Annotated in this window: 14 protein-coding genes; 8 read left to right on the top strand and 6 right to left on the bottom strand. The window is 65.2% G+C overall.

Features of this window, described 5'->3' with window-relative positions; translation table 11 throughout:
• Nucleotides 1-179: 179 nt before the first annotated feature.
• The 4 genes from rsmA to GQO94_RS11005 form a co-directional block, all read right to left on the bottom strand.
• Complete coding sequence (gene rsmA, locus GQO94_RS11020) at nt 180-1,001, bottom strand: 16S rRNA (adenine(1518)-N(6)/adenine(1519)-N(6))-dimethyltransferase RsmA (protein WP_156841369.1); 822 nt, start codon at nt 999-1,001, stop codon at nt 180-182.
• Nucleotides 998-1,993 (bottom strand): 4-hydroxythreonine-4-phosphate dehydrogenase PdxA, encoded by a 996-nt coding sequence (gene pdxA / locus GQO94_RS11015; RefSeq protein WP_156841367.1) that lies wholly within the window; start codon nt 1,991-1,993, stop codon nt 998-1,000. The genes rsmA and pdxA overlap by 4 nt, the downstream gene beginning before the upstream one ends.
• Nucleotide 1,994: 1 nt before the next feature.
• Nucleotides 1,995-3,302 (bottom strand): peptidylprolyl isomerase, encoded by a 1,308-nt coding sequence (locus tag GQO94_RS11010; protein ID WP_408636618.1) that lies wholly within the window; start codon nt 3,300-3,302, stop codon nt 1,995-1,997.
• A gap of 491 nt (nt 3,303-3,793) precedes the next feature.
• Complete coding sequence (locus GQO94_RS11005) at nt 3,794-4,756, bottom strand: threonine ammonia-lyase (RefSeq protein WP_232332885.1); 963 nt, start codon at nt 4,754-4,756, stop codon at nt 3,794-3,796.
• 102 nt (nt 4,757-4,858) lie between these two features.
• Between GQO94_RS11005 and GQO94_RS11000 the strand changes: the two genes are divergently transcribed.
• The 6 genes from GQO94_RS11000 to GQO94_RS10975 all read left to right on the top strand — a co-directional run bounded on the left by GQO94_RS11000 (nt 4,859) and on the right by GQO94_RS10975 (nt 11,096).
• Nucleotides 4,859-6,082, top strand: coding sequence for a saccharopine dehydrogenase family protein (locus GQO94_RS11000; RefSeq protein ID WP_156841362.1), 1,224 nt, complete (start codon nt 4,859-4,861; stop codon nt 6,080-6,082).
• The gene (locus GQO94_RS10995; RefSeq protein ID WP_156841360.1) at nt 6,082-6,501 is read left to right on the top strand and encodes a hypothetical protein; all 420 of its coding nucleotides are present in this window, start codon (nt 6,082-6,084) and stop codon (nt 6,499-6,501) included. The genes GQO94_RS11000 and GQO94_RS10995 overlap by 1 nt, the downstream gene beginning before the upstream one ends.
• Before the next feature lie 118 nt (nt 6,502-6,619).
• Nucleotides 6,620-7,822, top strand: coding sequence for a carboxynorspermidine decarboxylase (locus GQO94_RS10990; protein ID WP_156841358.1), 1,203 nt, complete (start codon nt 6,620-6,622; stop codon nt 7,820-7,822).
• A gap of 353 nt (nt 7,823-8,175) precedes the next feature.
• Complete coding sequence (locus GQO94_RS10985) at nt 8,176-9,378, top strand: type III PLP-dependent enzyme domain-containing protein (protein WP_156841356.1); 1,203 nt, start codon at nt 8,176-8,178, stop codon at nt 9,376-9,378.
• A 171-nt stretch (nt 9,379-9,549) separates the two neighbouring features.
• On the top strand, nt 9,550-10,119 hold the full coding sequence (locus GQO94_RS10980; RefSeq protein WP_156841354.1) for a TMEM165/GDT1 family protein: 570 nt from the start codon (nt 9,550-9,552) through the stop codon (nt 10,117-10,119).
• 113 nt (nt 10,120-10,232) lie between these two features.
• Complete coding sequence (locus GQO94_RS10975; RefSeq protein ID WP_156841352.1) at nt 10,233-11,096, top strand: DUF5694 domain-containing protein; 864 nt, start codon at nt 10,233-10,235, stop codon at nt 11,094-11,096.
• A gap of 63 nt (nt 11,097-11,159) precedes the next feature.
• On the opposite strand, the gene hemA is transcribed toward GQO94_RS10975, so the two are convergent.
• Together hemA and murI are read right to left on the bottom strand one after the other, a co-directional pair.
• Entirely contained in the window at nt 11,160-12,374 is a 1,215-nt protein-coding gene (gene hemA / locus GQO94_RS10970) for a 5-aminolevulinate synthase (RefSeq protein ID WP_156841350.1), read from the bottom strand.
• 124 nt (nt 12,375-12,498) lie between these two features.
• Entirely contained in the window at nt 12,499-13,320 is an 822-nt protein-coding gene (gene murI, locus GQO94_RS10965) for a glutamate racemase (RefSeq protein WP_156841348.1), read from the bottom strand.
• An 85-nt stretch (nt 13,321-13,405) separates the two neighbouring features.
• Between murI and plsY the strand changes: the two genes are divergently transcribed.
• Both plsY and dprA read left to right on the top strand, forming a co-directional pair.
• Complete coding sequence (plsY, locus tag GQO94_RS10960) at nt 13,406-13,990, top strand: glycerol-3-phosphate 1-O-acyltransferase PlsY (protein ID WP_156841346.1); 585 nt, start codon at nt 13,406-13,408, stop codon at nt 13,988-13,990.
• Nucleotides 13,987-15,105, top strand: coding sequence for a DNA-processing protein DprA (gene dprA, locus GQO94_RS10955; protein WP_156841344.1), 1,119 nt, complete (start codon nt 13,987-13,989; stop codon nt 15,103-15,105). Before plsY ends, dprA begins: the two co-directional genes overlap by 4 nt.
• Nucleotides 15,106-15,165 lie beyond the last annotated feature (60 nt).

Below are 15,165 nucleotides of genomic sequence, written 5' to 3'. Positions count from 1 at the left end.
CCGAGGGCAGAGAGCTACGTCTGCGCCTCGGGACTTAACTTCGCCCCATCGTCATGCTGAACTTGTTTCAGCATCCATGTGGCCCCCCGACACAACCGCCCTATGAGGCGAAATGGATGCTGAAACGAGTTCAGCATGACGAGTAGGTGAAGGGAGAGCCGGCGCGATACCGTCTCGGATTAGCTCAGCGCTTTCGCGACCGCCACGAACTCCGCGATGGACAGCGTTTCCGCGCGCCGTTGCGGATCGATCCCCAGGTTTTCCAGCGCCGCTATCGCGCCCGGCAGGCCCTTGAGGCTCTGCCGCAGCATCTTGCGGCGTTGGCCGAAAGCAGCCTCGGTCACGCGCTCGAGCATCGGGGCCTCGACCCCGGCGGGCGCAGTCGAGGGCTCGACATGGACGATCGCGCTCATCACCTTGGGCGGCGGGGTAAACGCGCTGCGGTGCACCTTGAGCGCCAGTCGAGGTTTCGAGCGCCACTGCGCGAGGACGGCGAGCCGTCCGTATGCCGACGATCCGGGCTCCGATACGATCCGCCGCGCCACTTCCTCCTGGAACATCAGTGTCAGCGACGTCCAGGCCGGAGGCCAGCTCGCGCCGGAAAGCCAGCCCGTGAACAAGTGTGTGCCGACGTTGTAGGGCAGGTTGGCCACGACCGCGAAGGGGCCTTCGAACAAGCCTGGCTGATCGATCTTCGTCGCATCGCCCTCGATCACGCGGAGTTGTCCCGGAAACGCCGCTTCCAGCTCGGCAAGCGCGGGCAGGCAGCGGCGATCCATCTCGATCGCGGTCACGTTCGCGCCGGCGCGCAGCAAGGCGCGCGTGAGGCCGCCGGGGCCCGGCCCGATTTCGAGGACGTCCTTTCCTGCGATGTCACCCGGGATCGCCGCGATCCGGTTGAGCAACTGTTCGTCGAACAGGAAGTTCTGGCCGAGAGCCTTGTTCGCCGACAAGCCATGGCGCGCGATCACTTCGCGCATGGGTGGCAGAGCCTCGCTCATGCCGCGCTACGGCGTGCGGCGCATTCACCAGCCATCCGGATTGCAGCGATCGTCGCGAACGCTCGTGCGACTCTTTTTCCGGCAATCCCGAACGCCGTACCGTGATCGGGCGAAGTGCGCACGATCGGCAATCCCAGCGTGACATTGACGCCGGAGTCGAAATCCAGGGCCTTGATCGGGATGAGCGCCTGATCGTGATACATGCACAGCGCCGCATCGTACCCCGCACGCTCGTGCGGCGCGAACAGGGCGTCGGCCGGATGCGGGCCGGTAACCGTGATACCCTCGTTCTGCAGGCGTTCGATCGCGGGAATGATGATGCGCGCTTCCTCGTCGCCGAACCGGCCTTGCTCACCGGCATGGGGATTGAGGCCGGTCATCGCGATGCGCGGTTCCGCGAGGCCGAAATCGCGCTGCAAGGCCGCGGCGACGATCCGGGCGCGGCGGACGATCAAGTCGCTCGACAAGTGCCGGGGCACGTCAGCCAGCGCGACGTGGATCGTCAACGGCACCGTGCGCAGCGAAGGTCCGGCGAGCATCATCACCACATCCTCGTGCGTCAGGCCGCATTGATCGGCGAGGAATTCGGTCTGTCCCGGCTGCGTGAAGCCGACTTCGGCAAGCTGCGCCTTGGCGATCGGGCACGTGACCACGCCGTCTGCAGTTCCGGCGCGGGCATGCGCGGTCGCATCGGTCAGCGATGCCAGTGCGAGGTCGGCGCCGGTCCGGTCGGGCTGTCCCGGGCGATACGGCGCATCCTGAGACCCGAGCACGGGTAGGGCGGTGGCGAATACGGTCTCGCACTCGCCGGGATCATCGATCCGCCGAATGGCGAGGCTCTTGCCGAGCGCCGCCGCTGCCGCCGCCAGCACGTCGGCGCCATGGACGACGAAGAACGGGGGCAGTTGCTCCTCGTTCCGCTTCGTCCAGGCTTCGACGATGCATTCCGGTCCGATCCCGGCGGGATCGCCGAGCGAGACCGCGAGTGCCATCTCAGTTGTAGTCGATCACCGCGTCGCGCCGAAGATCGCGAAGATAGATCTGCGCGCGCTTGTTGATCCGGTCCTCCTCCATCTGCGCCATGAGCTGGTCGAAGTTGGGGCCCGAGGGGCTTTGCGCATCGTCGCGGCCGCACAGCATCAGCACGCGCACGCCATCGTCGATCGAGCCGAACGGCGGCGAGCTTTCCCCGACATTCAGATTGAGCACTGCATTCTGCAGCGGTCCGGGAAGGTCGCGCGCGCGCACCTGATCGTTGGTGACGACTTGTGCGCCAATTTTCGAGGCCACTTCGTCGACGGTTCCGCAGCCGCGCGCTTGCCCCATCGCTTGCGCGAAAGACTTGGCGCGCGCCTGCGCCTGCGCTTCGGTCGTGCCCTTGGGGAAGCTGATCGAGATCTGCTTGAGCGCCAGTACCGCGTCGCGCGGATCGGCCATCAGCACCTGGCGCTTGTCGATCAGGTAGAGGATCGAGAAACCACCGGGAACCGCGATCGGCCCGACAAGCTGGCCGGGCGTAAGGTCGCGCGCGGCCACGGCCAGTTCGGTCGGCAATTGCTCGAGCTTGATCCAGCCGAGATCGCCGCCGACGGCCGCGGTCGAGGCTTGTGAATACTGCCGTGCATAAGCGACGAAGCTGCCGCCCTCACGCAATTGCTCGACGATGCGGCGCGCGTTCTCCGCGACTTGCTGCTCCGCTTCGGCGGGGGCGGCAAGGTAGATCTCGCCAATGCGATACTCGTCGGTGCCCTTCGAAGCCTGCAGTCGCGAGATGACCTCGTTCACTTCCTCGTCGGCGACGTTGATGAAAGGCGCGACGTTGCGCTGCAACAGCCGTTGCCAGGCCATCTCGCCCTCGATCTGACGCTTGAGCGAAGCCGGCGAGGAGCCGATCCGCTTGAGGTAGGCATCCATCGCAGCGGTGTCCTGCCCGAAGTTCTGCGCTGCGACGCGGGCGTAAGATTGGTTGATCTCGGCCTCGGGCACTTTGATCTCGGCAGCTTCGGCTTCCTGGATCTCGAGCGTCTCGTCGATCAGGTTGCGCAGCACTTGCAGGCGCAGGCGTTCCATGTCCTCGCTGCTGAGCTTGTTGTCGTTGGCTGCGAGAATCAGCGCCATGCGCTGGTCGACGTCCGTGCCCGTGATGACGTCACCATTGACGACCGCGGTCGCCTTGCGGACGTTGGGGTTGGCTTCGCCGAAAATCGTAACGTCGGGCGGAATCACGATGTTGCCCTGGGGCGCCGATTGCGCGGCAGCGCCCTGGATCCCGGCCAGGCCGAAGCCCAGCACGATCGCGATACCCAATCCCCTGATCGAACCCAATGACTGCTTCACTCTGGCGTCGTTCCCGTTCCTGGCCGGCTCTCCGGCGCTCCCGCTGACGAGGACCCGGATGCGCCGGCTCCTCTGGGCAGATTTGCAAGAGAGCGGTTGGCGCAAGGCGGCTTAACCTTGTCTGAGCGGCCCCGATAGCGACTTTCCGGAAGTCTGCCAACGGCAGCCTGTCACGCGGCACGGGAGAGGGACTTACCTCGCAGAGTTAGGGATCCGATCGTTACGGCGACAGCGGCGCACGGTTGATCGCGAGGCGGGAACGGTATGAGCGGGGCGACGTTGGTGCGAGTGAAGGCCGGCGCGGCAGTTCCCTCCACCCTCCCACCCCCTCTGCGCTGACCTCCCTACCTTTTCAAAGGCAACTGGCCCGCGGTATTCCGCGGGCCATTCTTTTTGGCGCGCGCGAGATGGGTGAGCCCGACAGGGACGCCTCTGATTAGCCGTTCCGGCCGCGGTCAGTCGGACGTCGTCAGAACCTGTGCGAAGGCAGCGGCGTCGGTATTGCCGCCCGAGAGGATCACGACCGTCCGGTCCGTCGCTTCGATTCTGCCCGCAAGCACGGACGCCAGCGCCGCCGCGCCGCCGGGCTCAATGACGAGGCGCAGCGACGAAAAGGCAAGCCGCTGTGCCTCGCGGACTTCGCTGTCGCTGACGGTCAGCCCGAACCGGCAGCGCTCCTGCAGCACCGCGAAATTGACCGCGTGCGTGCGCGGCGGTTGCAGGGAATCGCATGAGGTGGATGGGGGATCGGCTCGAGTCCCGACGATCTCGCCTTGTGACAGGCTGCGACCGACGACGTCCCACCCTTCCGGCTCGACCGGCACCACCGTGGCTTCGGGGCAGGCCAGTGCCAGCCCGGCCGTCAGCCCGCCGCCGCCGCAGGGTGCTAGCAGCAGGTCCGGGCCGCTACCGGTCGCTGCTGCCAATTGCGCGGTCAGCTCGATGCCCGCTGTTCCCTGTCCTTCGATGACCCAGGGATCGCCGAAGGCGTGCACGAGAGTGGCGCCGCTTTCGGCACAGATCCGCCTCGCCACGTCGTCGCGGTCCTCGCCGCCCGCGCGATCGTAGAGCACGACCTCGGCGCCGAGTGCGCGCGTGTTCGCCAGTTTCACGGCCGGGGCATCGATCGGCATGACGATCGTCGCCTGCATTCCCAGCCGCCGTGCCGCCCAGGCCACGCCCTGCGCATGGTTTCCGCTGGAGACGCCGACCACGCCGCGCGCGCGCTCGGCTTCGCTCAGCGCGCTCAGCCGGTGCCAGGCGCCGCGAATCTTGAACGCTCCGACCGGTTGCAGGCACTCCGCCTTGCACCAGATCGTGCGTCCGGCCACGTCGAGCGTAAGCAGCGGCGTCGGGGGCAGGATGGCGGCAATCCGCTCGGCCGCACGCAGCACGCCGGCGCGCGTCGGAGCACGCATGGATGGCGACCGCACCGATGGAGTTGGTTGAGTTGTCATTATGGGGGCCTATATCCGGCGTTTCGGCGGGTCGGCAACGATCCTGCGGCAAGGAGAAGCGAATTGAGCAAGGTTCTGGTGATCGGCGCAGGCGGCGTCGGATCGGTGGCGGTCCACAAGATGGCCATGAACCCCGACATCTTCACGGACATTCACCTCGCCAGCCGGACGGTCTCGAAGTGCGAGGCGATCGCGGCGTCTGTGAAGGAGCGCACCGGCATCGCTATCGCGACATACGCGATCGACGCCGATGACGTCGAAGCGACCAGCAAGCTGATCGGCGAGATCGGCCCCGAACTGGTGGTCAATCTGGCGCTGCCCTATCAGGACCTCGCGATCATGGATGCGTGCCTGGCGACCGGCACCAATTATCTCGATACCGCGAATTACGAGCCGCGCGACGTCGCGAAGTTCGAATATAGCTGGCAGTGGGACTATCACGATCGCTTCAAGCAAGCGGGACTGACCGCGCTGCTCGGCTCGGGCTTTGATCCCGGCGTCACCAGCGTGTTCGCGATGTGGCTCAAGAAGCACAAGCTCAAGACCATTCGCTTGCTCGACATCCTCGATTGCAATGGGGGCGATCACGGTCAGGCGTTCGCCACCAATTTCAATCCCGAGATCAACATCCGCGAAGTGACCGCGCCCGCGCGGCACTGGGAGAACGGCGAGTTCGTCGAAACCCCGGCGATGGGCAAGAAGCAGTCGTTCGAGTTCGAAGGCGTCGGCGCCAAGAACATGTACATGATGTACCACGAGGAGCTCGAGAGCCTCGCCAAGTTCCTCCCCGAGATGGAACGCGCGCGGTTCTGGATGACCTTCGGTGATGCCTATATCCAGCACCTGACCGTGCTCCAGAACGTGGGCATGACGCGGATCGATCCGGTAATCTACAACGGGCAGGAGATCATCCCGCTGCAGTTTCTGAAGGCGGTTCTGCCCGAGCCCGCCTCGCTTGGTCCGACGACCAAGGGCAAGACCAACATCGGCGATATCGCGACCGGCGAAGCACTCGACGGGTCCGGCGAGAAGACGTTCTACATCAAGAACATCTGCGACCATGAAGACGCCTACGAGGAAACGGGCAACCAGGCGGTGAGCTACACCACCGGGGTTCCCGCCATGGTCGGCGCGGCGATGCTGGTCACCGGCAAATGGAAGGGTGCCAACGGAGAGGGCGGCGTGTTCAACATGGAGCAGTTCGACCCCGATCCGTTCCTGGCGATGCTGGGCGAGCAGGGCCTGCCCTGGACCGTCGAGGAACTGACCGAGCCGTTGCCGTTTTGATGCGCATCCTTCCGGTTCTTTTCAGCCTGGCGCTCGCGGCCTGCGCGCCGCAGGAGAATGCCTCTCCGCCGGCGCCGACGACGAGCGAGACGGTGGCGCCGGCCCCTGCATCCGGTGCCAAGCGAAGTCTACAAAGCCCGTTCCAGAAGGCGATGTCGCCCGCCAAGCGCGCGCAGTGCGAGGCATCCGGCGGCACCGTCGAAGCGCGCGGCATGGCGGGCATGGAAGCATGCCTCCATACCTATGCCGACGGAGGCAAGGCTTGCACCGATTCGTCGCAATGCGAGGGTAAGTGCGTGGGCCAACCGGGGCCGGAGACGCAGCAGACCGCGGGCTCGTGCCAGAAAGACGACAAGCTGTTCGGCTGCTATTCCGAAATCCTCGGCGGCAAGCCGGCCTATGCGATCTGCGTGGACTGAGGCGGTTGTTCCCGCCGCTTCGCTTGGTCGCACTCCCGGACGCCGTCCCCATGCTGCCTGAGACCGAACTCGCCTGCTTCGTGTGACTGATGAACGATTGCCTGGAGACTTACGCCTGATGGAAACACGAGCCGGTGATCCGGGCGCCTTTGCGCAGTTCGATCTCTCGCGCGTCGATTCGCCTGCCTTCGTCGTCGATGCGGCCAAGCTGCGCGACAACTTGCGCATCCTGAGCGACGTCGGCGAAGCCTCGGGGGCCAAGGTTCTGGCCGCGCTCAAGGCCTTCTCGATGTGGTCGGTCGCGCCGATCGTGGGCGAATTTCTCGATGGCGTCTGCACCTCGGGCCTGTGGGAAGCGCGGCTGGCCTCGGAGTTCTACGATGGCGAGATCGCGACCTACTGCGCGGCCTACAAGCCCGATGAGCTCGATGAGATCCTGCGCTTGTCGGATCACGTCATTTTCAATTCGCCGCAGCAGATCGAGCTGATGCGCCCGGTGATCGAAGTCGCGCGTGCGCGCGGCGAGGCCTTCGATATCGGCCTTCGGATCAACCCCATGCAACCGGAAGGCGAGGTGCCGAAGTACGATCCTTCCGCCGCGCACTCGCGTTTGGGTTTTCCGATCGACCAGCTGACCGAAGAGCACATGGCGATGGTCGAGGGCATTCACTTCCACAACTTGTGCGAACAGGACTTCGCGCCGCTCGAACGCACCTGGGACAAGGTTTTCGATTTTCTCGAGCCCTATTTCGGCCAATTCGCCTGGATCAATGTCGGTGGCGGCCATCACATCACCCGCGCCGACTATCAGCGTGAGAATCTGGTGCAGTTCCTGAGCGACCTTGCCGAGGATACCGGGGCCCAAGTCTACATCGAGCCGGGCGAAGCCGTCGCGCTCGATGCCGGGATCCTGGTGGGCACGATCCTCGATACCGGCTGGAACGGGATGCCGATCGCCGTGACCGACGTATCGGCGACTTGCCACATGCCCGACGTGATCGAGGCGCCTTACCGTCCCTCCATGCTGGGCGAGCCGCCCTTCGACGAAAACCAGATCGTCGACGAAGCTCAAGGTGGCCGGTTCCGCCTGGGTGGGCCTTCGTGCCTCGCGGGTGACGTGATCGGCGATTATGTGCTGCCCGAGCCGGTGAAGCCGGGGCAGCGCTTCGCGTTTCTTGATCAGGCTCACTATTCGATGGTCAAGACCACTACGTTCAACGGTGTGCCGCTGCCTTCGATCTGGCTGTGGGATTCGGAGACCGATCAGCTCGAGTGTATCCGTCGCTTCGATTACGAAGATTTCCGGAACCGTTTGAGCTGATGGCCTCGGCTCGGCCCATCCCAATCGAGACCCGATCGATCCCAGCTGGTGCGATTTGCGCGGACCAGGCTGGTAACATGTCTTCCGCTTGGATCGCGACGGATCGGTCGTGGAGGAGGAGGGAAGATCGGTTCTGAATGGCCGCGTATAAGACACTGGGATGACAAGAAAATCGCTCCCAGGCCGGCGCACGTCCCGCGCTCCGTGTCCGACTCTATGACGTATTTGTGAAAGCCCTCGTTTTTAACTTGCACTTCACGCTATCGGACCTATATCCGCCCTCCGCTGCCCCAAGGGGACTTCCAAACCGCAAGGCAGCTTTTGTCTGACATTTCGTTTGGGGGTCCCTTGAGTTGCACCATTACCCTGAAGCATCGGCTGTAGCGGGCGCCCTCGCGCCCGACGAACCGGTTATCCTGAACCGCCCGCATGCCGCGACGCGCGCAGCCCGTTTCTTCGCCACGAAGTTTCCGGGCAAGTCGCTGTACGCGGTGAAGGCGAATCCGTCCCCGGATCTCCTGGAGGTGCTGTGGAGCGGCGGGATCACGCATTACGACGTGGCCTCGATCGCCGAAGTGCGCCTCGTGCGCCAGACCCTGCCGCAAGCGACGCTGTGCTTCATGCACCCGGTCAAGACCAAGAGTGCGATCGCGGAGGCCTACAGGGTCCATGGCGTACGCACCTTCAGCTTGGACTCGATCGAAGAGGTCGAAAAGATCCTCGAGGCCACGCGGGACGAGAACGGCGAGAATGCCACCGACCTGCGCCTGTGCGTGCGACTGCGCGTTTCATCCGAGTATTCGGAACTGAGCCTTGCTTCCAAGTTCGGCATCGACCTCGCCGATGCGGCGCCGCTGCTGCAGGCGACGCGTCAGGTCGCCGACTGGCTCGGGGTGTGCTTCCATGTCGGCAGCCAGGCGATGACGCCCTTCGCTTACGTTCAGGCGCTCGAGCGCGCGCGTGCCGCCATCGCCGAAGCGGGCGTGGTCATCGACATGGTGGATGTAGGCGGGGGCTTTCCCTCGATCTACCCGGGCATGGAACCGCCGCCGCTCGAAGACTACTTCGCGATCATTCACCGCCACTTCGAAGCCCTGCCGATCGCCTACAACGCCGAGCTCTGGTGCGAGCCGGGCCGGGCGCTGTGCGCCGAGTACAACTCGATGATCGTCAAGGTCGAACGCCGGCGTGGCAACGAACTGTACATCAACGATGGTGCCTACGGCGCGCTTTACGATGCCGCGCATGTCGCCTGGCGCTTCCCGGTCCGGTGCCTCAATGCCGAGCGGATGGATGCCGAGGAGAACTTCGCGTTCTACGGCCCGACGTGCGACGATGCCGACTATATGGAAGGGCCATTCGTGCTGCCGGCCGACATCAAGGCTGGCGACTTCCTCGAAATCGGCATGCTCGGCGCTTACGGCGCGGCGATGCGGACCGCCTTCAACGGCTTTGGCCAGGGTGAAGTCGTGACTGTGACCGACGAGCCGATGGCGAGCCTCTACACCGGCCGTCCCGACCCGCGCGTCAGCGACAACGTCGTCAGCCTGAGGTAACGGCAGCGGCGCGGCGGTGATAAGCCCGCCGCGCCGTGTTGCCTGGCGCAGGCGATACAGCGATCGATCGGCCACAGACCCCTCTCGGTTGCCGCATTTGGCAACATCGCGCTTGCAGCGGGCCAAGAGCGGGCTAACCAAGCGCTCCGCGACCGCACAGGAGCCTTGCGTTTGGAAGCCTTTCTCACATCCATCGGTATCGTCGCCATTGCCGAGATCGGCGACAAGACCCAGTTGCTCGCGATCGTTCTGGCGACTCGCTTCCGCAAGCCCTGGCCGATCGTGTGGGGCATCCTCGCGGCGACGGTGGCCAACCACTTTCTGGCGGCGCTGGTCGGTCAGCAGGCTTCCGCCTGGCTGGACGGAACCTGGTTCCGCTATCTCGTGGCGGCCTCTTTCATCGTCATGGCGGGCTGGACGCTGATTCCCGACACGTTCGACGAGGACGAGCAGAAGCCGGTGCGCTACGGGGCGTTCCTGACGACGCTGGTGGCCTTTTTCCTCGTCGAGATGGGAGACAAGACGCAGGTCGCCACGATCGCGCTCGGCGCCCGCTTCGACAGCGTGTTCGCGGTGATGTGCGGGACTACCTTGGGCATGATGATCGCCAACGTCCCGGCTGTGTTCCTCGGCAAGGAACTGGTGGAGCGAATTCCGCTCAAGACCGTGCGGATCGTGGCCGCGCTGCTGTTCCTCGCGATCGGCTTGTGGCTGCTGGCGCAAACGGCTGGGGTCATCTGAGGCGCCGGAGTGATCCGTAACAAGGATCGACCGGAGTGCCAGAATCCACGACGAGCGGCATGGGCCGGCGCCTGCCGATGAATTAGACAACGGCTCATGCAGGGAGGCGCGACATGCTGTTCAAGGGCTGGATCTGGGCGATGGTGATCTTGGGCACGGCGCTGCCCGCGCGGGCGGCCGAAGCGGAACGGGCCACCGTCAGCGTCATGATTGTGGGCACATACCATTTCGCCAATCCAGGGCGTGACGTCGTCGGCATGACTGTCGACGATGTGCTGGCCCCGAGGCGGCAGGCGGAGCTTGCCGCGCTGGCGCGAGTGCTGGCGCAATGGAAGCCCGATCGCATCGCTGTGGAGAGCCAGTCTCTCGAGCCGGATCTATCGATGCCGTCCTTCGCGCGGTTCACTCCGCAGGACCTGACGCGCGAACGCAACGAGATCGATCAGATCGGCTTTCGCCTTGCGCGATTGCTTGGTCACGACAAGGTCTATGGCTTCGACGAACAGCCGGGCGAGGGCGAGCCCGACTATTTTCCCTTCGACAAAGTCGAGGCGTCTGCCGCCAGCCATGGCCAATCGGACTACCTTACCGGACTGCTGAGCCCAGTGAAGAAGGATGCGGCCGAGGGCGAGGCGCTTCAACGGACGAACTCGATCGCCAGCATGCTGCTGCGCGAGAACGATCCGTCACGCATCCTGCCGATGCATCGTCGCTTGTACTACGGCATGCTTCCCATCGGCGATGCGAACGATCAGGCCGGCGCGGAACTCAACGCCTTGTGGTACATGCGCAATGCAAAGATGTTCGCGAAACTGGGCAGGATCGCCAGGCCCGGCGAGAAAGTGCTCGTTCTCGTCGGTTCAGGCCATGTCTACTGGTTGCGGCACTTCGCCGATGAGGCGCCGGGTTACCGCTTCATGGATCCGTCGCCGCTGCTGGAGCAGGCCGCGCGCGCTGGCAGATCGACCGATAGATAGGCCACTCCGACGGCACGGCGCGAATGCGTCGTGCCCGATCGACCTGCATCGTCAAGCCGCCGATCAGGCGGCCTGGCGCAGCTCCATACGATCCCAGATCTCAACGAGAGCCTGAGTCAGCTCGCGCATCATCTCCTCGGTGTGCGCAGGGCCCGGCGTGAAGCGCAGGCGCTCGGTGCCGCGGGGCACGGTCGGGAAATTGATCGGCTGCACATAGACACCGTATTCGGCGAGCAGGATGTCGCTGATCCGCTTGGCCATGACGGGATCGCCGACCATCAGCGGGACGATATGTGTGGTCGAATCCATCACCGGCAGTCCCGCATCGCGGAACATGTTCTTGAGCCGGGCGGCGGAAGCCTGCTGGCCGTCACGCTCCTCGCTCGAGGACTTGAGGTGCTTCACCGAAGCAAGGACGCCGGCCACGAGGACGGGCGAGAGCGACGTGGTGAAGATGAAACCCGGTGCATAGCTGCGGATGCAGTCGATGATCTTGGTATCGGCCGCGATATAGCCGCCCATCACGCCGAACGCTTTGCCCAGCGTGCCTTCGATGATGGTGATGCGGTCGGCCGCCTCGTCCCGCTCGGAAATGCCGCCGCCGCGCTTGCCGTACATGCCGACCGCGTGGACCTCGTCGATGTATGTGAGCGCGTTGTACTTGTCGGCCAGGTCGCAGATCGCGTGGATCGGGGCCACGTCGCCGTCCATCGAGTAGACGCTTTCGAACGCGATCAGCTTGGGCAGATGGGGATCGGTCTCGGCAAGCAACTGCTCGAGATGCTCGAGATCGTTGTGGCGGAAGACCTTCTTCTCGCAGCCCGAATTGCGGATGCCCGCGATCATCGAGGCATGATTGAGCTCGTCCGAGAAAATCACGCAACCCGGCAGCAGCTTGGCCAGAGTCGAGAGCGTCGCGTCGTTCGAGACGTAGCCCGAGGTGAACAGCAGCGCGCTCTGCTTGTCGTGCAGGTCGGCCAGCTCGCGCTCGAGCTCGATGTGGTAATGGGTGTTGCCGCCGATGTTGCGCGTGCCGCCGGAGCCGGCGCCGACATCGTGCAGGGCTTCTTCCATCGCCGCGACGACCTTGGGGTGCTGGCCCATCGCGAGATAGTCGTTTGAGCACCATACGGTGATCGGCTTCGGCCCGTTGTGGCCGGCGAAACAACGCGCGTTGGGAAACGCACCCTTGTTGCGCAGGATATCAATGAAGACCCGATAGCGGCCCTCGGAATGGAGGCGATCGATCGCCTGATCGAAAATCTGGTCGTAGTTCACGAAAAATTCGTCCCGCGTAACTTCTGCCGCTTGGCCGGTCGTCGGTTGGGGCGTTTATCTGATCCGTTCATTGATTTCCAGCAATTATCGGGAGATGGGCGCGAACATTCCTGCCTGAACGCGATCAACGCTTGCTGAACACGTCGATGTTCGGGAGCCCGTAGGATTCAAGGCACGGCGCGAGCGAGGCAATGCCAGGGCCATCGGCGGTAAACAACGCCAAGTCAGGCCGGGCACGCTCGAACATCTGCCCCGCGAGCAGGCGAGCGACCTGGCGGGCGATGCCCTCGGCACCATGGACCAGCCGGACCTCGGGACCGAGCGCTGCCTGCAATTCATCGGCCAGCAGCGGGAAATGGGTGCAGGCCAGCACGAGTGCGTCCATCGCTTCGCCGCCCGGCATGGAGCGCAGCCCGTCGACGGCCTCGCGCACGGCATCGGGATCGGGCGTCACGCCGCGGAGCTTGGCTTCCGCTGCCTCGACGAGGCGCGGCGCGCCGTAGCGCAGTAGTGTCTTGTCCTGTGCGAACTCCGCCTCGAGGCGGTCGACGTAATCCTGGCGGATGGTCGCTTCGGTGCCGAGCAGACCGATCACGCCGCTGCGAGTCAGCGCGGCGGCCGGCTTGATCGCGGGAACGGTCCCGACGACCGGAATTTCCAGCACGTCGCGAACCATGCCAAGCGCGATCGTCGACGCCGTGTTGCAGGCAATGCAGACCAGCCGCGGCTGGAGACGTTCCGTAATCCGGCCGAGCAGGCCGCACACGCGCGCCGCGACTTGTGCCTCGGTCTTAGTGCCATACGGCAGGCCGGCATTGTCGGCGGCGTAGACGACCGGTGCGTCCGGCAGGAGCTGGCGGATCTCCCGAAGTACGGTCAGTCCCCCCACGCCCGAATCGAACAGGAGGACAGGAGCGGTAGGGTCGATACGATCGGGAAGGGTCATGGATATCCGACAAGGCGTTGTGCCGGGGCCCTGTTAGGGGCAGGGTCGCATCCGGAGCAACAATTAGCTGATATATCGAGGGCGCATGAACTGGGTGCTGGGGTTTCTTCTGGGCTATGCGCTGGGTTCGATCCCGTTCGGCTTGATCGTCACGCGCATTGGTGGGGCGGGCGATTTGCGCAGCATCGGTTCGGGCAATATCGGCGCAACGAACGTCCTGCGCACCGGGCGCAAGGGCCTTGCCGCGACGACCCTGCTGTTCGATTTGCTCAAGGGCCTGGCCGCCGTACTGCTCGCCGAATGGCTGCTGCCGGGATCGGGCGCCGCGGCGGGCTTCGGGGCGTTCCTGGGGCATTGTTTCTCGCTCTGGATGGGCTTTCGCGGCGGCAAGGGCGTGGCGACGACGGCAGGTGTCGCGTTCGGCCTCGCCTGGCCGGTCGGCGTGCTTTACGCCTTCGTCTGGCTGGTCCTGCTCGGGACGACGCGCGTGTCTTCGGTCGCGGGAATGACGGCGGCAGTGGTGGCGCCGATCGGTGCCCTGGTCTTCAACCGGCCTGACGCTGCTGGGGTGCTGGCTCTGATCGCGATCATCGTCCTTTTTCAACATCGGCAGAACATCGCGCGTCTGCGCGGCGGGACCGAGCCGAGGATCGGCGGCACCAAGGCGTGAACGCCAAGGCGGCCATCACGCAGGACGAGGCCTTCGCGCGAATCCGGCTGCTGCGTTCGCCCAATGTCGGACCCGTGACCTATCAAACCTTGCTCACGCGCTTCGGCACGGCCGTGGCGGCGCTGGAGGCTCTCCCCGATATCGCGGCGCGCGGCGGCAAACCCTATCGGCCCGCCCCCGAAGCGCGGATCGTGGACGAGGTCGCAGGCGTCAAGCGGGCCGGTGCGCGCTACCTGTTTCACGATTCGCCCGACTATCCGCCTTTGCTTCGGGAGGCCGATGGCGCGCCGCCCATCCTCGTGGCGCGGGGGCGTTTGGCGATGGCCGCGAAGCCTGCTGTCGCCATGGTCGGGGCGCGCAACGCCTCGGCGGCGGCAATCAAGCTGTCGCGGGAGTTCGCGGCCGCGCTGTCGGAGGCGGGCTACGTCGTGGTGTCCGGCCTTGCCCGCGGAATCGACGGGGCTGCGCACTGGGGCGCGATGAGCGGCGGTGGCGGGACGATCGGCGTGATCGCTAGCGGTATCGACATCGCCTACCCGCCGGAGCATGCGGACCTGCAGGAGAGTATCGCGCAAGAGGGCCTGCTCCTTGCCGAACAGCCGCTCGGCACCGAGCCGCTCGCCCGGCATTTCCCGGCGCGCAACCGGATCATCGCCGGGATCGCGGCGGGCACGCTGGTGGTCGAGGCAGCGCCGAAATCGGGCTCGCTCATCACTGCCCGGCTTGCGGGGGCCCTGGGGCGAGAGGTCATGGCGATCCCTGGTTCGCCGCTCGATTCGCGGTCGCGCGGCTGCAATCATCTGATCCGCGAAGGCGCGATCCTGGTGCAGGACGTGGCCGACGTGATCGAACTGCTGACGGGGTTCACCGGCCAGCTGCGCTCCACGTTCCGCGAAGTGCCTTCGCAGCAATACGCCTCCGACGAGATGCTGGCGCAGGAACCGGCGGACATTGCCGGCATGCTGACGTCGGCACCGGTCTCAGTCGACGAACTCATCCGGCAGAGCGGGCAGGGCGCCGCGGCCATTCAGCTGGCGCTGCTCGAACTGGAACTGGCCGGACGGCTGGTGCGCCATGCCGCCGGACGCGTCTCGCTCGCTGACGGAGGCGGTTGAGGCGAAGGACCCGAAAAGGGGGACTGGCGGCGAGCCGACCTTGACGAACGGTGCGAGCCG

Source organism: Novosphingobium aquimarinum (genome assembly GCF_009746585.1).
GTDB classification, from domain to species: Bacteria; Pseudomonadota; Alphaproteobacteria; order Sphingomonadales; family Sphingomonadaceae; genus Novosphingobium; species Novosphingobium aquimarinum.
This window is presented reverse-complemented; position numbering and strand designations above follow the sequence as displayed.